Source organism: Streptomyces yamdrokensis, from assembly GCF_053890455.1.
Genome location: NZ_CM132679.1, coordinates 812077 through 835337, shown reverse-complemented (window position 1 = coordinate 835337; position 23261 = coordinate 812077). Strand labels below are relative to the sequence as shown.

At 70.0% G+C, this 23261-nt stretch carries 23 protein-coding genes and 2 pseudogenes; 16 read left to right on the top strand and 9 right to left on the bottom strand.

Features of this window, described 5'->3' with window-relative positions; genetic code table 11:
• Positions 1-48 precede the first annotated feature (48 nt).
• Positions 49-912 (bottom strand): LysR family transcriptional regulator, encoded by an 864-nt coding sequence (locus tag ACWZEH_RS03160; protein WP_456195434.1) that lies wholly within the window; start codon positions 910-912, stop codon positions 49-51.
• A 214-nt stretch (positions 913-1126) separates the two neighbouring features.
• Between ACWZEH_RS03160 and ACWZEH_RS03155 the strand changes: the two genes are divergently transcribed.
• The gene (locus tag ACWZEH_RS03155) at positions 1127-1999 is read left to right on the top strand and encodes an aldo/keto reductase family oxidoreductase (RefSeq protein WP_456195433.1); all 873 of its coding nucleotides are present in this window, start codon (positions 1127-1129) and stop codon (positions 1997-1999) included.
• A gap of 531 nt (positions 2000-2530) precedes the next feature.
• On the opposite strand, the gene ACWZEH_RS03150 is transcribed toward ACWZEH_RS03155, so the two are convergent.
• The 3 genes from ACWZEH_RS03150 to ACWZEH_RS03140 all read right to left on the bottom strand — a co-directional run bounded on the left by ACWZEH_RS03150 (position 2531) and on the right by ACWZEH_RS03140 (position 4485).
• Positions 2531-3115, bottom strand: coding sequence for a hypothetical protein (locus tag ACWZEH_RS03150; RefSeq protein ID WP_456195432.1), 585 nt, complete (start codon positions 3113-3115; stop codon positions 2531-2533).
• Between the two features lie 134 nt (positions 3116-3249).
• A complete protein-coding gene (locus ACWZEH_RS03145) occupies positions 3250-3546 on the bottom strand; it encodes a hypothetical protein (protein WP_456195431.1) in 297 nt (98 codons plus the stop codon).
• A 42-nt stretch (positions 3547-3588) separates the two neighbouring features.
• The gene (locus tag ACWZEH_RS03140; RefSeq protein ID WP_456195430.1) at positions 3589-4485 is read right to left on the bottom strand and encodes an aminoglycoside phosphotransferase family protein; all 897 of its coding nucleotides are present in this window, start codon (positions 4483-4485) and stop codon (positions 3589-3591) included.
• A 161-nt stretch (positions 4486-4646) separates the two neighbouring features.
• Between ACWZEH_RS03140 and ACWZEH_RS03135 the strand changes: the two genes are divergently transcribed.
• Positions 4647-4865, top strand: a complete 219-nt coding sequence (locus ACWZEH_RS03135; RefSeq protein WP_456195429.1) for a recombinase — start codon at positions 4647-4649, stop codon at positions 4863-4865.
• Between the two features lie 344 nt (positions 4866-5209).
• Positions 5210-6082, top strand: a pseudogene (locus ACWZEH_RS03130) (IS5 family transposase).
• Positions 6083-6103: 21 nt separating this feature from the next.
• Here the strand turns inward: ACWZEH_RS03130 and ACWZEH_RS03125 are convergent.
• On the bottom strand, positions 6104-7069 hold the full coding sequence (locus tag ACWZEH_RS03125; RefSeq protein ID WP_456195428.1) for an NAD(P)-dependent alcohol dehydrogenase: 966 nt from the start codon (positions 7067-7069) through the stop codon (positions 6104-6106).
• A gap of 108 nt (positions 7070-7177) precedes the next feature.
• On the opposite strand from ACWZEH_RS03125, the gene ACWZEH_RS03120 reads away from it, so the two are divergent.
• Complete coding sequence (locus tag ACWZEH_RS03120; RefSeq protein ID WP_456195427.1) at positions 7178-7858, top strand: TetR/AcrR family transcriptional regulator; 681 nt, start codon at positions 7178-7180, stop codon at positions 7856-7858.
• A 203-nt stretch (positions 7859-8061) separates the two neighbouring features.
• Here ACWZEH_RS03120 and ACWZEH_RS03115 read toward each other — a convergent pair whose 3' ends face one another.
• Entirely contained in the window at positions 8062-9183 is a 1122-nt protein-coding gene (locus ACWZEH_RS03115; RefSeq protein ID WP_456195426.1) for a helix-turn-helix transcriptional regulator, read from the bottom strand.
• Here ACWZEH_RS03115 and ACWZEH_RS03110 point away from each other — a divergent pair.
• The 10 genes and pseudogenes from ACWZEH_RS03110 to ACWZEH_RS03065 all read left to right on the top strand — a co-directional run bounded on the left by ACWZEH_RS03110 (position 9182) and on the right by ACWZEH_RS03065 (position 18008).
• Positions 9182-10198, top strand: a complete 1017-nt coding sequence (locus ACWZEH_RS03110; RefSeq protein ID WP_456195425.1) for a zinc-dependent alcohol dehydrogenase family protein — start codon at positions 9182-9184, stop codon at positions 10196-10198. The genes ACWZEH_RS03115 and ACWZEH_RS03110 overlap by 2 nt on opposite strands.
• Before the next feature lie 30 nt (positions 10199-10228).
• Positions 10229-10639 carry a (R)-mandelonitrile lyase gene (locus ACWZEH_RS03105; RefSeq protein ID WP_456195424.1) on the top strand — a complete coding sequence of 137 codons (411 nt, stop codon included), beginning with the start codon at positions 10229-10231 and terminating at the stop codon, positions 10637-10639.
• 147 nt (positions 10640-10786) lie between these two features.
• A pseudogene (locus ACWZEH_RS03100) lies at positions 10787-11462 on the top strand (SDR family oxidoreductase).
• On the top strand, positions 11459-12007 hold the full coding sequence (locus tag ACWZEH_RS03095; protein WP_456195423.1) for a cyclophilin-like fold protein: 549 nt from the start codon (positions 11459-11461) through the stop codon (positions 12005-12007). Before ACWZEH_RS03100 ends, ACWZEH_RS03095 begins: the two are co-directional and overlap by 4 nt.
• Positions 12008-12041: 34 nt before the next feature.
• Positions 12042-13301: an MFS transporter gene (locus ACWZEH_RS03090; RefSeq protein WP_456195422.1), complete on the top strand. Its 1260-nt coding sequence runs from the start codon at positions 12042-12044 to the stop codon at positions 13299-13301.
• 37 nt (positions 13302-13338) lie between these two features.
• Entirely contained in the window at positions 13339-14106 is a 768-nt protein-coding gene (locus ACWZEH_RS03085; protein WP_456195421.1) for an SDR family NAD(P)-dependent oxidoreductase, read from the top strand.
• A gap of 491 nt (positions 14107-14597) precedes the next feature.
• Complete coding sequence (locus tag ACWZEH_RS03080; RefSeq protein ID WP_456195420.1) at positions 14598-15338, top strand: SDR family NAD(P)-dependent oxidoreductase; 741 nt, start codon at positions 14598-14600, stop codon at positions 15336-15338.
• Positions 15339-15495: 157 nt separating this feature from the next.
• Complete coding sequence (locus tag ACWZEH_RS03075) at positions 15496-15756, top strand: pyridoxamine 5'-phosphate oxidase family protein (RefSeq protein WP_456195419.1); 261 nt, start codon at positions 15496-15498, stop codon at positions 15754-15756.
• Between the two features lie 20 nt (positions 15757-15776).
• A complete protein-coding gene (locus ACWZEH_RS03070) occupies positions 15777-16727 on the top strand; it encodes an aldo/keto reductase (protein ID WP_456195418.1) in 951 nt (316 codons plus the stop codon).
• 510 nt (positions 16728-17237) lie between these two features.
• Positions 17238-18008: a glucose 1-dehydrogenase gene (locus tag ACWZEH_RS03065; RefSeq protein WP_456195417.1), complete on the top strand. Its 771-nt coding sequence runs from the start codon at positions 17238-17240 to the stop codon at positions 18006-18008.
• 106 nt (positions 18009-18114) lie between these two features.
• Here ACWZEH_RS03065 and ACWZEH_RS03060 read toward each other — a convergent pair whose 3' ends face one another.
• Positions 18115-18999, bottom strand: coding sequence for a tyrosine-type recombinase/integrase (locus tag ACWZEH_RS03060; RefSeq protein WP_456195416.1), 885 nt, complete (start codon positions 18997-18999; stop codon positions 18115-18117).
• A gap of 389 nt (positions 19000-19388) precedes the next feature.
• Between ACWZEH_RS03060 and ACWZEH_RS03055 the strand changes: the two genes are divergently transcribed.
• Positions 19389-19988 (top strand): DUF6214 family protein, encoded by a 600-nt coding sequence (locus tag ACWZEH_RS03055; protein ID WP_456195415.1) that lies wholly within the window; start codon positions 19389-19391, stop codon positions 19986-19988.
• Here the strand turns inward: ACWZEH_RS03055 and ACWZEH_RS03050 are convergent.
• Complete coding sequence (locus ACWZEH_RS03050) at positions 19980-20648, bottom strand: DUF305 domain-containing protein (protein ID WP_456195414.1); 669 nt, start codon at positions 20646-20648, stop codon at positions 19980-19982. The two genes, ACWZEH_RS03055 and ACWZEH_RS03050, sit on opposite strands and share 9 nt — an antisense overlap.
• 190 nt (positions 20649-20838) lie before the next feature.
• Between ACWZEH_RS03050 and ACWZEH_RS03045 the strand changes: the two genes are divergently transcribed.
• Positions 20839-22341, top strand: coding sequence for an LVIVD repeat-containing protein (locus ACWZEH_RS03045; protein WP_456195413.1), 1503 nt, complete (start codon positions 20839-20841; stop codon positions 22339-22341).
• Here ACWZEH_RS03045 and ACWZEH_RS03040 read toward each other — a convergent pair.
• The gene (locus ACWZEH_RS03040) at positions 22329-23144 is read right to left on the bottom strand and encodes a TetR/AcrR family transcriptional regulator (protein WP_456195412.1); all 816 of its coding nucleotides are present in this window, start codon (positions 23142-23144) and stop codon (positions 22329-22331) included. The two genes, ACWZEH_RS03045 and ACWZEH_RS03040, sit on opposite strands and share 13 nt — an antisense overlap.
• Positions 23145-23261: the final 117 nt, after the last annotated feature.

Sequence of the window (23261 nt, the reverse complement as noted above, 5' to 3'; positions counted from 1 at the left end):
GGGCGGCGCGTCATCAAAATGGCGGCGGTGAGGGAAGGCAGGAGAGGGTCATAGCCGTGTGGCCGTGCGGATCAGCCCGGCGAGGGCGAGGGAGCGGCTGTGCGCGGGCCAGGCGATGTGGGTGACGACGGAGGGCGCGTCGGTCAGGGGGACAGCGGTGTGCTCGGCCCACAGCCAGGCGCGGGCCGAGTCGGGGAAGACGGCCGCGGTGCGTCCGAGGGCGATCAGCTGGGCCAGTTGCGTCTGGTCGTGGATCTCGGGGCCCGGACCGGGGGGGTAGGTGCCGTTGTGGGACCAGCGGGCGAGCGGAAGATCGGGGATGCCGGCGATGTCGGCCAGGGACAGAGTCCTGTGCGCTGCGAGAGGGTGTCCGGCGGGCAGGATGGCGATCTGCCCCTCGGCCATCAGTTCCTCGCTGTCGAACCCGGCGAGGGAGTTGAACGGCGCGTGCATGAGCGCCACATCGGCGCGGCCGTCGCGCAGCATCTCTCCCTGCTCGCACGTACCGCTCGGCAGCACCTCGATCTCGGCGGCATCGGGCTCGGCCGCGTAGGCGTCCAGGAGCTTGTGCAGCAGTTCGTGGGACGCGCCGGCCTTCACCGCCAGCACCAGGCGGTTGCGGGGACCGCCGGGGCTGTCGGCGCCACCGGCACGGCGGGTGCGGCGGGCGGCGGCGGCGATCGCGTCGAGGGCCGCGCGGCCCTCGTGCAGCAGCATCTCTCCGGCGCCGGTCAGGGCGACGCCGCGGCGGCCGCGGTCCAGCAGGCGAACACCAAGACGCCGCTCGAGCTGCTGGATCGCCCGGGACAGCGGTGGCTGGGCCATGCCGAGGCGCTCGGCGGCGCGGCCGAAGTGCAGTTCCTCGGCAACGGCGACGAAGTACCTCAACTCGCGGGTCTCCAAGGTGTCCACGGCCACAGCGTACTCCCGTGATACCTGACGGGTATCACAAGGCGCCGGGTCGGTATTGGATGCGCCGCTCGTCTGCGAGCGAACATCTACGGCATGGGCAAAGCGAAGTCCGCGCCGGTGACCGACGCAGACAGCCGCCCACGAAAAGCGGCGCATCGCGTGACACGCAGCCCTCTGCAACATCCCGCCCAGCAGAAAGACCGAAGACACAGCCATGCACACACCCTCCGCGTCATTGCCCGGCGGCACCTGGACACTGGGCGATCTGACCGTCACCCGTTTCGGCTACGGCGCCATGCAGCTCGCCGGCCCCGGGGTCATGGGCCCGCCCGCCGACCACGACGGTGCGCTCGCCGTCCTGCGCGAGGCCGCCAACCTCGGGATCACCCACATCGACACCGCCGGCGCCTACGGACCACGCGTCACCAACCAGCTGATCCGTGAAGCGCTGCACCCCTGTCCCGCATCGCTGCACATCGTGACCAAGGTCGGCGCGGTCCGCGATCGGCAGGGCGGCTGGCCCCCCGCCCGGCAGCCCGAAGACCTGCGCCGCGCCGTCCACGAGAACCTTGAGGATCTCGGCCTCGATGCGCTCGACGTGGTCAACCTCCGGCTCGGCGACGCCCAGGGCCCCCGGCCCGGCTCGCTCGCCGAGCCCTTCGAGACCCTCGTCGAACTCCAGCAGCAGGGCCTGATCCGACACCTCGGAGTGAGCAACGCGACCGCGGAACAGGTCATCGAGGCGCAGGCGATCGCACCGATCGTGTGCGTGCAGAACATGTACAACCTCGCCCACCGCCAGGACGACGAACTGATCGACGACCTCGCCGCCAAGAACATCGCCTACGTTCCGTTCTTCCCGCTCGGCGGCTTCACCCCGCTGCAGTCCGCGGCGCTCTCTGCCGTGGCCACCCGGCTGGATACGACGCCGATGTCGGTCGCCCTGGCATGGCTGCTGCGGCGGTCGCCGAACATCCTGCTCATCCCCGGCACCTCGTCTGTGACGCACCTGCGCGAGAACGTCGCCGGCGCGGGACTCCCGCTCTCCGACGAGGAACTCGCCGAGTTGGACAAGATCGGCCACTAGCAGGACCAAGGGCCGGCGGACGATGTGATGCAGGCAGCATGTTGCCGCCCGGTGGCGCCACCGGGCGGCTCCACTGCGCCAGGGTCGAAGTTCAGCTCGAGGACGGGAAGGCGGCGGTCCTGCCGCAGATGACGGGGCCGCTTCGCGCACGGCCTCCGAGCCGTTCCCGCAGGTCGCGATCGGCCGTCCCGCAGGTAACAGGGCGTTGTCTGCGGAAGGCTTCGGACCGGTCCCGCGACCGGCGCCTCGTCGGCCGCCCACCAGGGCCGACAGATCCTCGGCGCCGGTTTTCGTTCCGGTGCTCCTCAACCCCCAGGTCAGCGACAGGTCTGACGAGCGGGAGGCCGCCGAGGGGCTGGGGGACTTTGCCGCGTACATCACTGAAGAGCTCGGCGCGGACCTCCGGAAGTACCTTTCCGGCTTGAAGAGGGCTGCTACCCGAAGAGCTCAGGACCGCTGCCTGAGCTCCGGTGAGCAGTGACGACCACCGGGGGCCCGACTGTTTCGCACCTGGACACCCACGGAGTGGGCTCAGGAGCGAGGTGGCACGACCTCGATGACCGTGGCCGTGCCAGCGACAGGTCGGGCCTCGTGCATGGTGATCACGTCACCACACTTCAGATGCTTCCACTGCTCGGGCTGCAGGGGAGCCAGCCGAACATCCGCAGTCCCTCCCGGGCCGAGCTCCTCTGCGAACTCCACCCATAGCCTCGCGATGTTCAGATCTTGCTCTCCGTCTGCGGTGCGGTTGCCGATGTCCCACATCGGCCTGAGCCGACCGTCCCCGGTAAAGGCAGTCCGGCGTTGGCCCTCCTCCGCGCCCACCAGGCTCAGAGTCGCCCGGACAGCGCCGTGCTGGGCCTCCCAGGCCCGCCACTCGCACCAACGGCGGCTGCGGTCGAGCATCATCTGCCGAGCGGCCTCAGCAAGAAGTTCCCAGAAACCCAGGGCCGCGCGCTGGACGTCCCCGATCTCGATGAGAACAGCGAGCACCATCTCCCACTCCTGGCGTCCGATGTCCTCGCGGACATCCCTTACCGTCCGGCCGTTCTCTGCCGCGGCGTCCTCAGGCAGTAGGTCGACGGCCTGCCGAAGGAGTGTGAACGCGTCATCCATGTCTCGCATCGTCTCCTGTCCCCGGACGGCTGCTCATAGGCGATCAAGCAGGAGCCAGCGGCGCGACACGCTCGGATGTTCCCAGGCGCCAGGATTTCTGCCCACTACCTTCAGCAACTCGACTGCGATCCGCCCTACCGGTCGGCCAGCTGGGGTAGTTCGGACAAGCTTGTGTCAGATGCTCGCTCCTCCGGCCTGACCCGGCCCAACGGGCACGGCTTGCCGAGATCCGCGACAACTTGGTCGCCCGAATCACCGAAGCTGAGAGGGAAGGCTGGCTCGGCGAGGTCGAAGGTCTCCAGATCAGCCTGGCTGGCGCCGAGGAGAAGCTCCGCCAGCTCGATCAGGTCCACGGGCAGCATGCGCCCGTGGACCTTGGCATTCCCACCACGCGTGGTGATCGATGAACCCACGAAGGTGGGCTGCCGCATGGCCCTCAATCAAGATCGAGAACAGGTTTAAAGAAGCGTGCGTCAAACGCCCTTCAGAACACGATCAAGTGCCGCCCGGCCTGCAGGTCCCCAGTTCGGCTTGCCGCCGGGAAGGCCCCGATCTCCGTTCTGCCCCATGAGCATCAGGAAGAGGCTCTTCATAGCGGCCAGCCCGCGGGCGCGCCGGATCACCGCCTCGTCCGCAGGCGCGTACATGTCGAAGAACCGTGAGGCCGTGCCTGCGGGCAGCAGCACCCATGCGGCGGCGAGGTCCCACGCTGGATCGCCGGCGAACATGTCGCCGAAGTCGACGATGCCAAAGAGCGTTCCGTCCGAGACAACGACGTTCGCGGGATGGAGGTCGCCGTGCACCCACACCCGCGGGCCTTCCCACGCGTGGGCCGCAACGGCGTCGTCCCAGACGGCCCGGACGTCGGCAGCGATGTCGTCGGGGACAACGGCCTGGAAGAAGTTCTCGAAGCCCTCCGTGCAGTCCTTGGGATGGCCACCGCGGTCCGTAGCGCTCGGCGCCTCGGCGGGCGCCTCCACATGGAGCGCCCGGAGGAAGCCCGCCAGCGTGTCGGCCGCGTGGGCGCCGCGGCTGATCGAGCCGTGGTCCAGCGGCTCGCCGGGAACCCACGTCATCACGGTCCAGTGCTTGGGGAAGCGCTCGGACGGTTCGCCGAGCCGCACCGGGGTCGGCACCGGGAGCGGCAGGCGCGGGGCCAGCACGGGGAGCCACCGCCGTTCCTTGAGCTGGGGCTCCGAGGTGGGGTCCATGCGCTGCATGCGCACGGCCAACTCGTCGCCGAGGCGCCACATTTGGTTGCCCCAGCCGCCCGCCACCTCGCGGATGTCCAGCCCTGCAAGGTCTGGATGTTGCTCCTGCAGCAGGTCGCGGACCAGGTCCGCAGTGATCTCGATCTCGGTGTCGGTCATGCGAAGTCACAGTACTGACGCGACAGACGGAGCGGGCTCTCGCTCTCCGGAACATCTCGCTGTGATCCCTCGGGCATCACCAATTCGGTTTCAGAGAGCTACAGATCAGAGACATGGGACAGACCGGCCCCAAGTTCGGAGAAGCCTGCGTTCGCTGCCCGATGCTGCACGTCAACCCCAAGATGCTGCCCCGCCTTGCAGAGCTGGAGACCGACCTCCTCGCCCGTCGAGCACGCGCCGAAATCGAGGGCTGGGTCGGCGAAGTCGAAGGCATCGACCTCACCCTCACGTTCCTTCGCACGAAGCGGGACGAAACGCAGCGCCGAGCCCAGCGGCCGCCCGTCCACCTGGGCACCTCCAAGCCCCGCCCCATCCCCTAACGACCGGAGCCGTCTCCATGATGGACGTATCCATATGCCCGTGCGGTTCCTGCCGGGTCCGTCACCAGATGAGGACTCCGCCTCCCATCGCACCCGCGCGCCTGGCGGCATCTTCGATGGTCGCCAGCCGCTCCGAGATCGCGCCCCTGTGCTCCTGGACTGTCCGCACGGGCTCCGTTTCCGCGACGATCCTCTCCAGGTCCTCGCGGAGCAGGAGGCATTCGCGCGGGAACTCAGGGACCTGCTCGGGTTCGACCCGCAGGTCCGCTTCAGTGAGGACCGGAAAAAGCTGGTTCCCAGGGTCTGTTGCGAAAATGGATCTTGGTCGTGGATGATCACGCCCTGTGGGGCGTGGTGATCTGACGAATGGACAGTGGGCCCGGCTTGAGCCGTTGTTGCCGCAGGGCACCAAGCCGGGCCGTCCGCCGGTGTGGATGCGACGGCAGCTGATAGACGGCATCCGGTGGCGGACCCGTACCGGTGCTCCCTGGCGTGATGTGCCGGAACGCTACGGGCCCTGGGATCGGGTCTACGACCTGTTCCGGCGCTGGCAGCGCGATGGCACCTGGGCCAGGATCGTCACTCAGCTCCAAGCTCAGGCGGACGCGAAGGGCTTGATCGCCTGGGACGTGAATGTCGACTCCACCGTCTGCCGGGCCCACCAGCACGCCGCCAGGGCCTCGAAAAAGGGGATCTGCAAAAGGAACCGCCCGGCGGCATTGCCGTCGAGCCGGCCGACCACGGTCTCGGACGTTCCCGAGGCGGCCTGACCACCAAGATCCACCTTGCCGTCGAGCAGGGGCAGAAGCCGCTGAGCGTCGTGATCACAGCCGGCCAGCGGGATGACTCGCCGCAATTCGAGCCGGTCCTGGAAGCCATCCGGGTACCTCGCCTTGGTCCGGGCAGGCCCCGCAGGCGGCCGGACCGGGTGCGGGGCGACAAAGCGTACGACTCCCGCCGCAACCGGGCCTACCTGCGCAGACGCGGGATCAAGGCGACCATCCCGGTCCCCGCCGACCGTCCGCAACCGCCAGAAGCTCGGCTCCCGAGGCGGTCGGCCGCCGAAGTTCGACAAAACCGACTACCGCGAGCGGCATGCCGTCGAGTGCGGGATCAACCGTCTCAAGCGCCACCGGGCCGTGGCCACGAGATACGACAAGCTCGCCGTCCGCTACGAGGCGACCGTGCTGGTCGCAGTCCTCAACGAGTGGCTGTGACCAGCACCTTCCCAACAAACCCTAGTCGACCCTGACCACGTACTTGCCCCGCACCCCGCCCGCCTCCAGCGCCCGGTGTGCCGCCGCTGTCTCTTCCAGCGGGAAGACCGTGTCCACCGCCGGCCGCAGCTTCCCCTCTGTCACCTGGCGGGCGAGGTCGTCGAAGAGCGCACGTTCGGGGTTGCCGCTGAAGAAGCGCACCCGGCCGCGTCCGTGGACGGCGCTGGCCGCGATGTAGCCCAGCGAGGCGGCGGGCCGCGTCAGGTCGAAGGCGATGGTGACCATGCGTCCGCCGGGCTTCAGCATCCGCCGTACGGCACGCAGGTCGGTGCCCGCCGTGTCGAGGACCACGTCGAACAGTCCCAGTTCCGCAGGGGACACGGTGCGGTGGTCGACGGCGTGGTGGGCACCGAGCGTACGGACGAAGTCGAGGTTGGCAGCGCGGGCCAGGGCCGTGACCTCGGCACCGTACGCCTGTCCGAGCTGGACGGCGGCGTTGCCGACGCCGCCCGCCGCGCCCCGTACGAGCAGCCGTTCGCCGGGGCGCAGTGCGGCCTTGTCGCGGAGGGCCGTGACGGCCGTGGTGGCCACCGGCAGCGCGGCGGCGGCCACGAGGTCCAGTCCGTCCGGGACCCGGCCGAGCCGCTCGGGCCGCACCGTCACGTACTCGGCAGCGCTGCCGAATCCGGAGCTGCGGCCCAGGACGCCCCACACCTGGTCGCCGACCGCTACGCCGGTCGCGCCGGTGCCGAGTGCGGCGATTTCGCCAGTGAAGTCCAGCCCGATGCGCTGCGGGAACTTCCGGCCGGTGATGAGGCGGGCCCGACCGGAACGGGCAGCCAGTTCGCCGCCGTTCACGCTGAACGCGCGCACACGCACGAGAACCTCGCCGGGTGCCGGTCCGGGACGTGGCACCCGACCCACATACATTACCTCGGGGCCGCCGAAGCGGTCGAACAGTACGGCTTTCATCGTGCGGTCGTCCATCGTCGCGTTCTCGCCTTCGCCACCAGTGGCCGTTCGGGGGATCGTGGTGCCGAGCGTAGGCTGGCAAGCGGACGAGATCGTCCATTTGACCGGAGGTGAGAGACAGCGGTGGGGGAATCCTCTCGGATCGCGGGGCAGGACAGTCTGCGGGCGGACGCCCGGCGCAACCGGCGGCGCATCCTTTCGGCTGCCCGCGTGGTCTTCGCCGAGCACGGCATCGACGCGCCCATGGCGACCGTGGCCCGGCGGGCGGGGGTCGGCGTGGCGACGCTGTACCGGCGTTTCCCGACGCGGGACGCCCTGGTGCGGGCCGCGTTCGCGCAGCAGATGGACACCTGTGCTCGGGCGCTCACCGAGGCGCTGGCCGACCCCGATCCGTGGCAGGGCTTCCAACGGCTGGTCGAGACGGTCTGCGAACTGCAACGGGAGGAACAGGGCTTCCCGGCCGCGTTCCTCGCGGCCTTTCCGGACAGCACGCGAGAACACGCGCGGGTACGGGAACAGGCCGAGCGGGACTTCATGACCCTGGTCCGCAGGGCTCAGGCGGCGGGCGCGCTGCGGGCCGACTTCCACCCCTCCGACTTTGCCGTAGCCCTGCTGTCCCACTGCGGTCTGGTCACCGCACTGCCGGGTGACCGTGCGGCGTCCCGGCGTCTGGTGGCGTACTTGCTCCAGTCGTTCCGCGCCGAGGCGGCCCACGGAGCGCTGCCGGCGCCGAGCGCACTGTCGCTGCGCAGTCTTCCGCTCGCGGCCCACGGCTCCCGGGGACAGCGGTCCTCCGGAGCCTGATACGAAGCGGCGCCTGCCGCGTGGCCCGCCCTTCGGGCGACCGCGCCGCTTTCGCAACAGTCCCACTGAGTTCCACCGTTCGCTACACAGACCCAAATTCTGAGATCCGCAGATCAAGACGCCCACTGTTTCGAGTGATGGCGGTCGGTTCTGTCCGGCTCTCCCGTCTTGGGTGCGCACAGAGTGTGCCGTAGTCGGAGGTGCTACCAGCTGGTTGCCGATCGTTCTGTGGCCGGGTCGGCTTCTTGGGTGGCGGCCCAGGTGGCGAGGAGGCGCAGTCCTTCTTCGGAGGGGGAGCCGGGTTCGGCGGTGTAGATGGTGAGAGTGAGGCCGGGGGCGGCGGCCATTTCCAGGCCCTCGAAGGCGAGGGAGAGGTCGCCGACGGCATGGTGGTGGAAGTGCTTGGTGCCGGTGCCGTGGTGGCGGACATTGTGCGCCCCCCACCGGGTACGGAATGCGTCACTGCGGGTGCACAGCTCCCCGACCAGGTCGTGCAGGTCCTTGTCGTGGGGGTTGCGGCCGGCTTCGGCACGCACGATTGCGACGGTGATGTCGGCGAAGGCGTCCCAGCCCGGGTAGAAGCGGCGGGAGGCGGGGTCAAGGAAGGTGAAGCGGGCCAGGTTCTGCTGGTTGCTGGGCGTGGTGTAGACGTCGGTGTAGAAGGCGCGGAAGAGCTGGTTGGCGGCGAGGATGTCCATCCGTCCGTTGCGGACGAACGCCGGTCCGGCGGTGATCGCGTCCAAGGTCCATTGCAGGCTGCGGTGCGGTGTCCACTGCCGGGTGGCGGCACGGTGGCGGGGGCGGGTGAGGGCGTCGGAGCCGTCGGCTGCCTGGGCCAGGTGCAGCAGGTGGGCGCGTTCGGCGTCATCGAGCCGCAGGGCGCGGGCCAGGGCTTCCAGGACGGCCGGGGAGACTCCGGCGAGGTTGCCGCGCTCCAGTTTGGAGTAGTACTCGACGCTCATGTCGGCGAGGGCCGCGACCTCGCTGCGGCGCAGGCCCGGCACACGGCGCCGGGATCCGGAGGGCAGTCCGGCCTGGTCGGGGGTGATCTTGGCGCGCCGCGAGGTGAGGAACTCGCGGACCTCCTCACGGTTGTCCATGCCTTCGACGGTACGTCTCCCGCGCCGCCACAGGGATGTACTGCCGGTACACCCCTTGTCAGTAACTCGCTGCGCGCGTGAAGAGGGGGTTACCTGGAAGGCGTGGTGCTTCTCCTTCCGGCCGCGAAGGCGGCGAAGGCGCAGCTCCGCGCCCGGCTCGGGCGGTCCGCCGCCCGAGGCTCCGGGGTCCGCACCCTGTACCCGGTACGCAAAGGAACCTCTCATGCGCGGCGCAGTGATCCACGCCCCCGGCGACATCCGCTTCGAGACTCTGGAAGACCCGAAGATCGAGCACCCGACCGACGCGATCATCCGCACGGCCGTGACCTGTGTGTGCGGCTCCGACCTGTGGCCCTACCGCGGTGCGGAGCCCACCGACTCGGCCCATCCCATGGGCCACGAGTACGTCGGCTTCGTAGAGGAAGTCGGGAGCGAGGTGACCGCGGTCAAGCCCGGCCAGTTTGTCGTCGGATCGTTCGCGACCTCGGACAACACCTGTGCGAACTGCCGCAACGGGTTCCAGTCGAGCTGCTTGAACCGCGAGTTCATGTCCACCTGCCAGGCCGACTACGTCCGCATTCCCAACGCCCAAGGCACCCTGGTGGCCACCGACGGCGTGCCTGACGAGCGGTCCTGGCCGGGATTGCTGGCCGTCTCGGACGTGATGGGCACCGGCTGGTGGGCAGCGGAGGCCGCCGAGGTCAAGCCCGGCTCGACCGCCGTGGTCGTCGGTGATGGCGCGGTTGGCCTGTGCGCGGTGATCGCGGCGAAGGAGATGGGCGCGGAGCGGATCATCGCCATGTCCCGCCACGAGAGCCGGCAGAAGCTCGCCCGGGAGTTCGGCGCGACCGACATCGTCGCCGAGCGTGGAGACGAGGGCGTGGCCCGGATCAAGGAGCTGACCGGGGGGATCGGCGCGGACAGCGTCCTGGAGTGCGTCGGCACCGCCCAGTCCATGAGCCAGGCCCTGCACTCGACCCGCCCGGGTGGCAACGTCGGCTTCGTCGGCGTTCCCCACGAGGTCGCGCTCGACGGGCAGGAGCTGTTCTTCTCCCACGTCGGCCTGCGTGGCGGCCCGGCCCCCGTCCGCCGCTACCTTCCCGACCTCATCGACCGCGTCCTGTCGGGCCGGATCAACCCGGGCAAGGTCTTCGACCTCACCCTCCCCCTCGACCAGGTCGCCGAAGGCTACAAGGCCATGGACGAACGCCGCGCCATCAAGACCCTCCTCACTCCCTGACCCTCCCTGTCAACCGCACGAGGAGCAACCGTGCAGATCACCCGCAGTTCGATCGACACCGTCAAGGGGCCGGCCGACTGGTTCACCGGCGACGTCTACATCGACGCCGTCGCCGCAGCCCCCGCCCCGTCCCGGGTCACCGCCAATCTGGTGCACTTCATGCCCGGTGCCCGCACCCACTGGCACCGTCACCCGCTGGGCCAGACCGTCTTCGTCACCGAAGGGATCGGCCTGTGTCAGCGCCGGGGCGGTCCGGTGGAGGTCATCCGGCCCGGCGATCGCGTCCTGTTCGAGGCCGATGAAGAGCACTGGCATGGTGCCGCGCCGAATCGGCTGATGGTCCACCTGGCCATCAACGAGGGCGACGACGACCACGACGTCGTGCACTGGCTGAACCCCGTCACCGACGAGGAGTACGCCACAGCCCCGGCCACCAGCTGAACCCGACGGGTCTGGTTCGGGTAGCCAAGGAGCTGCACGGCCACGAACGGACGCCGCGCCGTCAGGCCCTCCCCGTGACCAGGCCGCTCTTTCCTCGGGCGGCCCTGATGCAGCCTGCCCGCACTCACGTTGTTGAGGAGAACGACAGTGACCACCTTCGCCCTCGTCGGCGCCGGCCCCGGCCTGGGGCTGGCGGCTGCCCGTCGCTTCGGTAAAGCGGGCCACCGCGTCGCCCTCCTGTCGCGCAGCGCCCAGCAGCAGGACAACCTGGCATCGGAACTGGCGAGGGAGAACGTCCACGCCCGTGGCTTCACCGCTGACGTCCTCGACCCTGCCTCCCTCACCGCGGCCCTGCGCGAGGCCGCGGACACGCTGGGAGCCGTCGAGATTCTGCAGTTCAGTCCGGTGCCCCGCGGCGACTTCATGAAGCCGGTCCTGGACACCACCGCGGCCGACCTGGACGATCCGCTGGACTTCTCCGTCAAGGGGCCGCTCACCTGCGTGAACGCGGTCCTGCCCGGCATGCGGGAGCTGGGCCGGGGCACGCTGCTGTTCGTCAACGGCGCCAGCGCGGTACGCCCGCACCTCGACCGGGCCGGCACCTCGATCGCGTTCGCAGCCGAGAGCGCCTACGCGGCGATGCTCCATACCGCGCTCGCCCGGGAGAACAATCCACGCCGCGCAGCTCATCGTCCCCGGGGCGATCAGCGCCGACTCCAGCCCGGAGGCGCTGGCTGAGCGGCTGTACGGCCTGCACACCGACCGCAAGGGCTTCCGCCACTACGCCGAGCCCATGCCCGACCCGCAGGACGGCACCCCATGACCTTCCTCCTTCGCCGGGCCCTGACCGCCACCGCTACCACCGGCGTGCTGCTGTTGACCGCGACCGTCTGCTCCGACGACTCGCCCGCCGAGCAGGCCCTCGCCACAACAACCTCCGTGTCATCGTCCGCCCCGGCGTCCGAGCAGCCGCAGACCTCGGCGTCAGCAAGCGCGTCCGGATCAGACAGGAGCACTTCGATGGACATCCGCGTCACCATCGACGGCCAGCTCGTCGACGCGACCTTGAACGACAGCCCGGCCGCCCGCGACCTCGCCTCCCTGCTCCCGCTCACCCTGGACCTGGAGGACTTCCACGGAACTGAGCGGATCGCCGACCCGCCGAGGAAGCCGACCACCGAGGACGCCCCCGAACCGGCCGCGGCCAAGGTCGGGGACATCGCCTACTTCGCACCGTGGGGCAACCTCGCCATCTTCTACAAGGACGGCCCCGCCGCCTCCTCCGACCTGCTGATCCTCGGCCACATCGACGCCGACGCCGACCAGCTGTCCGGAGCCGACCGCGTCACCATCGAAGCCGCCTCCTAACCCGCCTACCCCTCATACGGGAAGAAGTTTTCGCATGCCCTCCGCCACCGGGTCCACCCCCGGCAAACTCCCCTTCGTCGTCTGGGTGCTCGCCGCCGGCACGTTCCTGATGGGCACCACCGAGTTCGTCATCGCCGGACTGCTGCCCGAGATGGCCGCCGACCTGAACGTGAGCGTGTCCCACGCCGGTCTGCTGATCACCGCGTTCGCCGTCGGCATGATCATCGGCGGGCCCACGATGGCCATGGCCACCCTGCGCCTGCCTCAGCGCCACACCCTCATCGGCGCACTCACCGTCTTCGCCCTCGGGCACGCCGTCGCCGCGCTCAGCACCTCCTTCACCATCGTGCTCACCGCCCGCGTGGTGACCGCCCTGGCCACCGGAGCGTTCTGGGCCGTCGGCTTCGTCATCGCCACCACCACTGCCGGGCCCGCAAGCGCCGCGCGGGCGGTCGGCGTCATGATGGGCGGCCTCACGCTGGCCAACGTGATCGGTGTGCCGATCGGCTCGTTCGTCGGCCACTACACCGGCTGGCGCGGCCCGTTCTGGGCACTCGCCGTCCTCGCCGCGCTGGCCGCCGCGTTCGTCGGCCGGTTCATCCCCCGTACCGGACAGCGGGCCGAGGTGACGGTGCGGGCCGAGGTCCAGGCCCTCAAGCAGGGACGGCTGTGGCTGGCGCTCGGCGCGGCCGTGCTGATCATGGGCGGGGTCCTTGCGACGTACACCTACATCACGCCGCTGCTGACCGACCGGGCGGGCATCCCGGCCGGTGCCGTACCGCTGGTGCTGATCGCCTTCGGTATCGGTGCGCTGGGCGGTACCGCCATCGGCGGGCGTCTCGGAGACCGTCGCCCGATGGTCACGACGATCACCGCGGCGGCGGCCACCTCCCTCATCCTGCTGGCCCTGATCCCGGCCTCGAACAGTCCGGTGGCCGCCGTGGTCCTGGTCTTCGGCATGGCCCTGGCCGGGTTCACCGTCAACCCGGTCGTCACCTCCCTCGCCGTCCGCTTCGCGGGCGATGCCCCCACCCTCACCTCGGCGCTGACCACATCCGGCTACAACACCGGCATCGCCGCCGGTTCCCTCGTCGCGGGCCGGGCCCTGGACTCCTCGCTCGGCCTGACAGGACCGGCCCTGGTCGGCGCCGTCTTCGCCGCGCTCACCCTGCTGCCTCTGATCGCCCTCGCCCTGCGCGGCACCGCCGGCCCCTCACGGATCGTCGCCCGCCACACCACCGACGCTGACGAACCGCGGCAGACAGCTGACGCCACCACGACGACCGCACGCTGAACACCGCCTCCGTACGCCTTCGTTGGGAGCAACCGCCATGAACCCCACCTACGACTTCCACGGCCAGGTCGCCATCGTCACCGGCGCCTCCTCCGGCATGGGCCTGGCCAGCGCCCGCGCCTTCGCCGCCTCGGGAGCCGCCGTCGCCCTCGCCGACATCAACGAGGACGCCGTCAACGCCGCTGCCAAGCAGCTCGCCGAAGACGGCCACCGAGTCCTCGCGCTGGTCTGCGACGTCACCGACGAGGGCCAGGTCGCCGCCGCCGTCGACCGCACGGTCGAAGCCTTCGGCCGGCTCGACATGGCCTACAACAATGCCGGCATCATGCCCCCGCCCACCGACGCCGCCGACGAGACTGCCGACCAGTTCGACCGTGTCCAGGGCATCAACCTGCGGGGCATCTGGGCGAGCGTGAAGCACGAACTGCGCCACATGCGGGAGCAGGGAAGCGGCGCGATCGTCAACTGCTCCTCCCTCGGCGGTCTGGTCGGCAACCCCGGCCGCGCCGCATACCACGCCACCAAGCACGGCGTGATCGGCCTGACCAGGAGTGTCGCCCTCGAATACGGCTCCCGCGGAGTCCGGATCAACGCCGTCTGTCCTGGCACGATCAGCACCCCGATGGTCGACGCCATGGTCGAAGGCGGAGAACTCGACCGCGGCCAGGCCGAAGCGGGCCAGGCCATCGACCGGCTCGGCACCGCCGACGAGATCGCCCAGGCCGTCCTGTGGCTGTGCAGTGACGGCGCGAGCTACGTCACCGGCATCGCCCTGCCCGTCGACGGCGGCTACACCGCCCAGTGACCCACTCCCGGGCCGGGTACGACATGACGCCCGGACCCTGTTCCCGTACGAATCGAACACTCGTAGGTCTCCTGGCCGCCAGGAGACCACCGGGCCATGCCCTCCCGCACGGGCGCCACCGCTGTGCTGCTGACCCTGTCCACGACGCGAAGGTCTCCCCACATGCCCACCGAACCCGTCCCGCAAGAACCCGGCGCAGTACCCGCCGAGCCGCAGTCGCGCATAGCGCCGACCCGGCGCACCTGTCCTCAGACGCGCCAGGCGGTCGTGCGGCCCTCCTGCTCGTGCAGCCGGTCGCGCTGGCGCTGCTGACCGGCTGTATGAGCAGCAGTACTGGTGACGGAGCCGCCCAGCAGACGTCATCGCCGGCCGCTGCCTCGCAGGCGGTGGCCGCCGTCGACACCCTCGCCGAAGCCTTGAACCGCCTCGCCGGAGCTGCATTGCGCACGGCAGGTGAACGCGCAGGCCGCGCACGGAAGGAACCACGCTCCATGTCACTCATCCTGGTCACCGGCGCGTCGAGCGGACTGGGCCTGGCGACAGCGTCCGAGCTCGTGGACCGGGGCCACGACGTCGTCCTGCACGCCCGCAGCCCGGCTCGTCTGGAGGACCTGGGCGTCAGCGACCGGATGCGCGGCGTCGTGCTCGGCGACCTCGCCCACCCGAAAGAGACGGCGAGCGTGGCCGAGCAGGCGAACGCGCTCGGACGCTTCGACGCGGTCGTCCACAACGCCGGCACGATGGACGGCCCCGACGTGATCGCGGTCAACGTCCTGGCCCCCTACCTGCTGACCGCCTCGATGCCGCAGCCGGGCCGGGCCGTCTTCCTGTCCAGCTCGATGCACCACTCCGGCCGCTCCGACGTCAATCCCGTGCTCGCCGGCCACGGCGGCTCCTACTCCGACAGCAAGCTGCTCGTCACCGCGCTCGCACTGGCCCTCTCCGCCCGGCACCCGCAGCTGCTCTCGCACGCGGTCGACCCCGGCTGGGTGCCGACCCGGATGGGCGGTCCATCCGCGACCGATGACCTCGCCGAGGGGCATCGAACCCAGGCGTGGCTCGCCACCGCCGCAGAAAGCGAGATCGATCCGCGCACTGGCGGCTACTGGCACCACCGCTCCGTACGCCGACCGCACCCGGCTGCGGTGGACCCGGTGTTCCAGCGGCAGCTCCTCGACGCCCTCCACGCGCGCACCGGCCTCGCCCTGCCCGATGCCGACGGGGCCGCATGAACGCCCCTCGCGCTGACGCCCATGCGAGCGTGCACGTGCCCGATACCGTCGCGACCTGGCTCGCAGGCGAGCGGGGGGGCTGGCGACCACCCGCCGTAGTGGAGCACCGCACCCTGGTGCCGGTCTGGTTCGTGTTCGACCGCTCCGAGGCGACCTGGTGGATCTCCACCGGCGCGGCATCGGCCAAGGTCCGCACATCGCCGAACGGCCGCAGGTGTCCCTCGCGCTGGAGGACGGCGGATCCCCGCTCGTCGCCGAAGGCACCGCTCGCCTCCACCAGGCCCCGTTCCCCACTCCGATCATCGAGGCGTTCGCAACCAAGTACGAGGGCTGGGACATCACCGACCCCTACGCACCCGGCGACGTCCGCGTCCTCGTCGAGGTGACCACCACCCGGTGGCTCCTCGGCGGAACCTGAACCACCCACGAGAGGCATCCATGAAGACCGTTCCCTTCGGAACCACCGACACCGAGGTCCCCAACGTCGTCGCGGGCATGATGCGCATCGCCGGCGACAGCGACGAACAGATCCGCGCCCTGTACACGGCCGCCCGCGAGTCTGGCATCGACTTCTTCGATCACGCGGACCTGTACGGGTTCAACCACCCCGGCGGCGGACCGCACCTGTGCGAGCGCCGGTTCGCCGCGGCACTGCGGCTGACCTCGTCGGAGCGCGAGCAGATCACCCTGCAGACCAAGACGAGCATCGTCGCCGACCCCTGGAGCTACGACCAGTCCTACGAGCACATCGTGACCTCGGCCGAGGAATCGCTGAAGGCGCTGGGCACCGACCACCTCGACGTCCTGCTCCTGCACCGTCCCGACGCACTCGTCGAGCCCGAAGAGGTCGCGCGCGCGTTCGACCACCTCGAGACCAGCGGTAAGGCCCGCGCATTCGGGGTGTCCAACCACACCCCGCGCCAGATCGACCTGCTGAAGACCGCTGTCACCCAGCCGATCGTCGCGAACCAGGTGCAGCTGTCGATCACGCACTCCACGCTCATCGCGCAGGGCCTGTCGTCCAACATGGCCGGTTTCGACGACTCGATCACCCGCGACGGCGGTGGACTCGTCGACTACGCCCGGATCAACAGGATCACGCTGCAGGCGTGGAGCCCGTTCCAAAAGGGCTTCCAGGACGGCGTCTTCCTCGGCTCCGAGGACCACCCGGAACTGAACGCCGAGCTGGATCGCCTCGCCGCCAAGTACGACGTGACGCCGACCGCGATCGCGGTCGCCTGGATCACCCGCCACCCCGCCGGCATCCAGGTCGTGCTCGGCACCACCCGGCCCCAGCGCGTCGTCGACGCCGCCGCAGGCTCGGACATCCCGCTGTCCCGCAGCGAGTGGTACCGGCTCATCCAGGCCGCCGGCCACAACGTCCCCTGATCCCGCGTCCCGTGCGCTCTCGCCCGTGCGCGACCTCAACCACGAACAGAAGGCCGGGGATCCGCCCCGCAAACTGTCGACCAAGGGCGCCCCGACGGGGCCGACCCCGGCCGGGTGAGCGCTCCTATTACTCGACCTGGGGCGCTCTCCCTAGCTACTGCGGCAATGCCCCGCACGCGGACGGCCTCGCCCCCATCGGCCACATGGCCGACAACGACATCACCCAGCTCGCCACCGCCGACCGGATCACTATCGAAGCCACCTGCTGACCGACCACCTCGGCAATGCGCACACCGCATACCCATACCGCCAGAACCTGGACCGACCCCCGCCGGTTTCGACAGAGCAACCGCGTGGCACCTATTCCCCCTGGCAGCAGGGCCGCGAGGCCCGCATTCCAGGGGAGCCGGATGTAGCCGGTGCTGCCCGGTTCCCTACCGGCAACCACTGGCCGGTCCACTCCGGCCTCTCACGATCCCGCCCCGTACCACCTTCAAGGAAGGACAGAAAATGACCGCGCCTACCGAGGGATACAACGGCAAAGTGGCCTTCGTGACCGGCGCCGCTTCCGGCATCGGCCGGGCCACCGCCCTCGCCTTTGCCCGCGCCGGCGCCCAGGTGGCACTGGCCGACCTCTCCCCCGACGGCCTGAAGGAAACCGCCCGTCTCATCGCCGCCGACGAAGGCCGCCAGACCCTCACCCTGACCTGTGACGTCACCAGCGAACACGACGTACAGGCAGCGGTGGACAAGGCCGTCGAGGACTTCGGCCGCATCGACGCCGTCTTCAACAACGCCGGCATCGAGCAACCCGTCAAGCCCGCCACCGACATCTCCAAGGACGAATGGGACCGCATCATCGGCGTCAGCCTCACCGGCGTCTTCCTGTGCCTGAAGGCCCAAATCCCCCACATAGTCCGCCAGGGCGGCGGCGCCATCGTCAACGTCTCCTCCGGAGCCGGCGTCAAGGGCTTCCAAGGCCAGGCCGCCTACGCCGCCGCCAAACACGGCGTCATCGGCCTGACCAAATCCGCCGCCCTGGACTACGCAGCCGCAGGCGTCCGCATCAACGCCGTCTGCCCCGGCATCATCGACACCGAGATGATCCGCCGCTTCGGCGACACCCGCCCCGGCGGACGCGAAGGACTCATCGCCGACGAACCCGTCGGCCGCCTAGGCAAGCCCGAAGAGATCGCATCCGCCGTCCTGTGGCTGTGCTCCGAGGGCGGTGCCTTCACCACCGGCACCGCCCTCGTCGTCGACGGCGGCCAAACCGTCTAGGCGGCAGCGGCGCACACCCGCGACGGCTTCTTCACCCCGTCGGCGGGCGATCGGAGTCGCCGAGGCCCGCAGCTCCCAGATGCACTGCCACCCGTTGACATCCAACCTAGTCGGACCAGGTCAGCGGACTACACACGACTGACTTGGCTGTCAAAGGACACCAGCCGAGGCAGTGGTCGCGCAACGTAGGCGCTGACCGTGGCCAGGGTCTCCGCCTCGTGCAGGTCGACGACCCGCTCGAACCGGACTTCGACCGGGCGCCCTTGGGATGACCGTCACGGTGCCGGACCACGACACGCCGCCGCCCGTAGGCCAGGTCGTCCAGGTGCAGAGCGAGGACCTCGCCGGGCCGCAGGCCGCCGTGGAGCATCAGCAGCATGATCGCCTTGTCGCGCAGCCCGCGAAGCTGCGAGAGCAGCAACTCGACCTGGTCGTCGCCCAGAGGGCGCGGCACCCGCTGCACGGTCTTGGCACGCACGGCTCGCCGGACGGGGCGCTGCCGGCTGGCCCGGCCCATGAACGGACGATGCCGATCGGAACCGCGCTGCGGCGCGGGGTCCGGCCGCTTCTCGATCGGGTTGGCCCGCTCCAGCAGCCCGGCCAGGATCACGTACTCGTAGAACGAGGACACCGCAGCCAGAATCCGGTCCACCGTGCTCGCCGCGAGCTTGGTCGCCGGGCCGTCGGCGTCCATCGTCACCACCGACAGCGTCATCCGCCGACGCGGCCGACGGGACGGCACCGACGGCAGGTACTCCAGCAGCGCGATCGCGTCCGGCGGTCCGAATCGCTCCCAGCTCAGGTCCTCGCTCGCGAAGAAGCGCCACAGGTGCCGAAGGTCGTAGGCGTACGGGACGAGCGTGTTCGGTGAGCAGTCCCGGGCGCCAAGGAAGCGCAGGAACCCGGCAACGACCTCGACCGGCACACCGTCTCCGTCGACCAGTTCGACCAAGGTCGAGCCGTCCTCTTGCTGCCGCTGCTGTACGCGCACGGACACCCCCGGAGCCATCGCACCTGACGGCACGGACTGCCGCCCGGAGTCGCGCGGGTGCCGGGCACGGCCATCCGACCGGTCCCCGACGCCTGGTCGCGGACCAAGAACAGTCTCACCGTCAACGGTTCTACCGCTGCTCGTGCCTGCCCCGCCCTGCCGTCCGGGGCAGCCGGTACCGCCTACCGTCTCCGTGCGGCCTTTCCTGTCCACGCGGGCAGTCGTTCCTCACGGCGTGTACCGCATCCGCTGCGCTGACAGGGTGCCGTCCGGCAGTCGGGGTGCGTGTTCGTTCGTATGGAAAGTGATCGCGTGCTTACGTAGCGCGCGTGCTTGAGGAATCTTTTCTCCATCTTTCCGATCGTTCTCCGGCGGACGGGGCGGTCTTCGTGTGGCCCGCCTGGGAGGTGCGGGAGGGCGAGCACGCGACGCGCTGGTTCCATGTGCGGCTCACCTTCGCCGACGGGGCCGGTGTGGAAGCGCTCGCCCTGGTGTCCGGGCTCTGCGTCTGCGTCGAGGACGTACGGGCCCGGCCCGCGTTGTCACTGGAGGACCTGGCGCTGTTCGCCGACTGGATCGAGGGGCCGCTCGCACGGGCGTGCGGTGCCGGCGACGGGCCGGACCCCGGCGACGGACCTGGCCCCGGCGACGGGACGGCCGGTGTCGTAGCTGCCGGGATCTCGTCGGCCGCCGTCATCCGGTCGGCCGCAGACGACGAAGCGGCATCCGGGGGCGGCTCCGCCGTCCGGGCCCGGCCGCCCGGTGCGAAGGAGCCGAAGACGCGCAGCCGCGCGGTCCGGCCGCGGGAGCCCGTGGGGAGACGCCTCGTGGCGCGGGAGTACCGCGCGGCCCAGGAGGAGGGCGTCGACCCGGTCCTCGCCGTGATGTGCGCGACCGGATACAGCCGGCGCGGAGCGCTCAGGGTCATCGGACGTGCGCGTGACGCAGGCCTGTTGACCCCGCGTCACACCCGGCGGTCGTCAGAGTAGGGAGCGCATCCGTGTGATCTCGCTCGTCTGCTGGGCGACCACGTCGTCGGCCATCTCCTCGATCTGAATGTTGTTGCCCTCCGACTTCACCTCCGTGGCCATGGTGATCGCCCCTTCGTGATGGGTGATCATCAGCGTGAGGAAGAGCTGGTCGAAGGCCTTCCCCTCGGCCGCGCGGAGGTTCTCGAGCTGGCCCGGGGTCGCCATTCCGGGCATCGTCGCGTGGTCGTGTCCGTGGGAGTGCCCGTCGGACTCCTCGGACTTGCCGTGTCTCGTCAGCCAGCCCTCCATCGCCTTGATCTCCGGCTGCTGCGAGGCGGCGATCCGCTCGGCCAGTTTGACGATCTTCGTCGACTCGGCACGGTCCGGGACGAGTTCTGTCATCTCCAGTGCCTGCGAGTGGTGCTCGATCATCATGCGGGAGTAGGAGACGTCCGCCGAATTGGGGGAGTCGTCCTCGACGCGCTGCTCCGCCGCCTCCTCGGCCGACAGGGTCCGGTTCTGCCCCCCGGGCTCGCCCGGCGCGATCACCGAAGGGCCGCCCGCCGAGGCCGGCCCGGCGTCGTCCGTGTCGGAGTCGCAGCCCGTGATGCCGAGTACGGCCAGGGCGATCAGCCCGGTCGCGGCGACGGACACGCGTGACGCACGGCGGTGGAACACAGGACCTCCTGGGGCAGGCGGGTGGCACGACACCTCGTGAGCGCTGACGACTGTCCTAGCACGCTTCCGCGCGGCAGTGATCAAAAAACTTCGTTGCGAGTGTGTTGCCCACTGTTGATATGTGCATGCTCAGGACCATACTGCCGGAGCAGAACCCGTTCCGAGCTGAACGGAACAAGGGAGGAAAACAGTGATCCTGTTGAATGTTCCCCGAACCCGGCGCAGACGGCTGGGAGTTGCCGCGGCGGCCGGTGGGCTGCTGGCGGCGCTGCTGACCGCAGCCCCGGCCGCGGCGACCCCCGACCCCGGGGACGCGCCGCCCGCCTCGAAGGAGATGTCGAAGAGCGCGCAGGCAAAAGCGCGCGAGGCCATCGCGGAGGGCGAGATACCCGCCCAGGACGAGATCGTCCACTCCGACAACATCCGTCATGTCGCGCACGTCCCCAAGGACGCGCTGACCGGCACCAATTCGGACCTGGCCTTCCAGGGCCGGTACGCCTTCGCCGGGAACTACGACGGTTTCACCATCTACGACATCAGCAACCCGAAGTCGCCGAAGACGGTGTCCCAGGTGCTGTGCCCCGGTTCCCAGAACGACATCTCCGTCTCCGGCGACCTGCTGTTCCTCTCCACCGACTCGTCGCGCAGCGACAGCAGTTGCAACAGCACCACGCAGCCGGTGACCGAGAAGTCCTCGTGGGAGGGCATGAAGGTCTTCGACATCAGCAACAAGCGCAACCCGCGCTACGTCGCCGCCGTCGAGACCGCCTGCGGCTCGCACACCCACTCGCTGGTGCCCGAGGGCAAGAACGTCTACGTGTACGTCTCCTCGTACTCGCCGAACGCCGCCTACCCCGACTGCCAGCCGCCGCACGACGGCATCTCCGTCATCAAGGTGCCGCGCAAGGCCCCGCACAAGGCGGCCGTGGTCGGGTTCCCGGTGCTGTTCCCCGGTGAGGGGCCCGACGGCGGCGGCAACCCGGGCGGGCCCACGAACCCGGGTGTCTCCAAGACCACGGGCTGCCACGACATCACCGTGCTGCCCTCCAAGGACCTGGCGGCCGGCGCCTGCATGGGTGACGGCATCCTGCTCTCCATCAAGGACCCCGAGCGCCCCAAGGTGATCGACCGGGTGCAGGACAACGTCAACTTCGCCTTCTGGCACTCGGCGACGTTCAACCAGCGGGCCGACAAGATCGTGTTCACCGACGAGCTGGGCGGTGGCGGTGCCGCCACCTGCAACGCCGAGGTCGGACCGGACCGCGGCGCGGACGGCATCTACGACGTCGTCGGCAAGGGCGACAAGCGCAAGCTCGTCTTCCGCAGCTACTTCAAGATTCCGCGTCACCAGGCCGACACCGAGAACTGCGTCGCCCACAACGGCTCGCTGATCCCGGTCAAGGGCAAGGACCTCATGGTCCAGGCCTGGTACCAGGGCGGCGTCTCCGTCTGGGACTTCACCAACTCCTCGAAGCCGAAGGAGATCGCCTACTTCGAGCGGGGGCCGCTGAGCACCGACCGGCTCGTCACCGGCGGTTCGTGGTCGGCGTACTACTACAACGGCTACATCTACTCGAACGACATCGCCAAGGGCTTCGACGTCCTGAAGATCGACGACCGGCGCACGGATCCGGCCCGCTGGGTCAAGATGCGTGAGCTCAACGTGCAGACGCAGCCGGACTACTTCGACTGACCGTCCGGCTCGGGGCGACGGGCGGGCGCCGAGGGCTCCGGCGCCGCCCCGGTCGCGAAGAACCGCGACACATCCGTCCGGTCGGGTACGTCCGTGCCGCCCGCCCCCTTTGGGCCGGGCGTTCCGCCCGAGTGGTCCCGTCCGCCCGCCCGGCCCCCGTCCTCGGGCCGGGCGGGCGGACTCGTCGCACCCGTCCCGCCGGGCACCCCGGTGTCCGGCGGGACACCCAGTTCCCAGTCCAGCCGGTATCGCTGGAACAACTCCTCGCGCAGCGCCGTGACGGGCATCGGCACACCTGGCACCAGCGCCGAGTACACGGCGCCCATCAGCAGGGCGCGCAGCATCGGATAGTCGCTGCCGACCTGCGTCGAGCCGTACCGGGCGACGGTGTCGCTCAGCAGTTCCGCCAGCCGCCGCTGCTCGGGGCAGGGCAGGAAACCCTCGGCCTGCAGCAGCCCGGCCATGTGCTGGCGCATCAGTACGGGACGGTCCCGGGCCAGGCCCAGGACCGCGTCGATGGCCCGCGCCATCCGCTCCCGCCCGTCGTCGGTGCGCGGTTCCTGTTCCAGCGCCTCCTCGAGTGTCCGGTGCATCAAGCGGTGCACGGCGGACTGAACCAACTGGCGCTTCCCCGGGAAGTAGTACGACACCAGACCTCGCGCGGAACCCGCCCGGTCGGCGATGTCGCCGAGCGTCGTCGCGTCGTAGCCGCGCTCGCTCACCAGCTCCACGGCGGCCTGCAGAAGCCGCTCCTTCGAACGCCTTCGCAACTCTTCATTGACCGAGGCGCTGCGCGGGGACATGCTGGACTCCTGCGTTGACTGGCTGGCAGCCAACTATACTCAGCGCATCCGGTCGGGCCCCTCGTGGGTCCACGCCGGGCTGCCGTCCTCCTCGGGCGGCGCGGGGGATCGCCCGAG

What these genes read in the sequence shown, in the direction of transcription:
- ACWZEH_RS03155 (WP_456195433.1), top strand. Translation starts at nt 1,127, where the DNA reads ATGCACACACCCTCCGCGTCATTGCCCGGCGGCACCTGGACACTGGGC.
- ACWZEH_RS03150 (WP_456195432.1), bottom strand. Translation starts at nt 3,115, where the DNA reads ATGGATGACGCGTTCACACTCCTTCGGCAGGCCGTCGACCTACTGCCT.
- ACWZEH_RS03145 (WP_456195431.1), bottom strand. Translation starts at nt 3,546, where the DNA reads ATGCGGCAGCCCACCTTCGTGGGTTCATCGATCACCACGCGTGGTGGG.
- ACWZEH_RS03140 (WP_456195430.1), bottom strand. Translation starts at nt 4,485, where the DNA reads ATGACCGACACCGAGATCGAGATCACTGCGGACCTGGTCCGCGACCTG.
- ACWZEH_RS03135 (WP_456195429.1), top strand. Translation starts at nt 4,647, where the DNA reads ATGCTGCACGTCAACCCCAAGATGCTGCCCCGCCTTGCAGAGCTGGAG.
- ACWZEH_RS03125 (WP_456195428.1), bottom strand. Translation starts at nt 7,069, where the DNA reads ATGGACGACCGCACGATGAAAGCCGTACTGTTCGACCGCTTCGGCGGC.
- ACWZEH_RS03110 (WP_456195425.1), top strand. Translation starts at nt 9,182, where the DNA reads ATGCGCGGCGCAGTGATCCACGCCCCCGGCGACATCCGCTTCGAGACT.
- ACWZEH_RS03115 (WP_456195426.1), bottom strand. Translation starts at nt 9,183, where the DNA reads ATGAGAGGTTCCTTTGCGTACCGGGTACAGGGTGCGGACCCCGGAGCC.
- ACWZEH_RS03095 (WP_456195423.1), top strand. Translation starts at nt 11,459, where the DNA reads ATGACCTTCCTCCTTCGCCGGGCCCTGACCGCCACCGCTACCACCGGC.
- ACWZEH_RS03090 (WP_456195422.1), top strand. Translation starts at nt 12,042, where the DNA reads ATGCCCTCCGCCACCGGGTCCACCCCCGGCAAACTCCCCTTCGTCGTC.
- ACWZEH_RS03085 (WP_456195421.1), top strand. Translation starts at nt 13,339, where the DNA reads ATGAACCCCACCTACGACTTCCACGGCCAGGTCGCCATCGTCACCGGC.
- ACWZEH_RS03080 (WP_456195420.1), top strand. Translation starts at nt 14,598, where the DNA reads ATGTCACTCATCCTGGTCACCGGCGCGTCGAGCGGACTGGGCCTGGCG.
- ACWZEH_RS03070 (WP_456195418.1), top strand. Translation starts at nt 15,777, where the DNA reads ATGAAGACCGTTCCCTTCGGAACCACCGACACCGAGGTCCCCAACGTC.
- ACWZEH_RS03065 (WP_456195417.1), top strand. Translation starts at nt 17,238, where the DNA reads ATGACCGCGCCTACCGAGGGATACAACGGCAAAGTGGCCTTCGTGACC.
- ACWZEH_RS03040 (WP_456195412.1), bottom strand. Translation starts at nt 23,144, where the DNA reads ATGTCCCCGCGCAGCGCCTCGGTCAATGAAGAGTTGCGAAGGCGTTCG.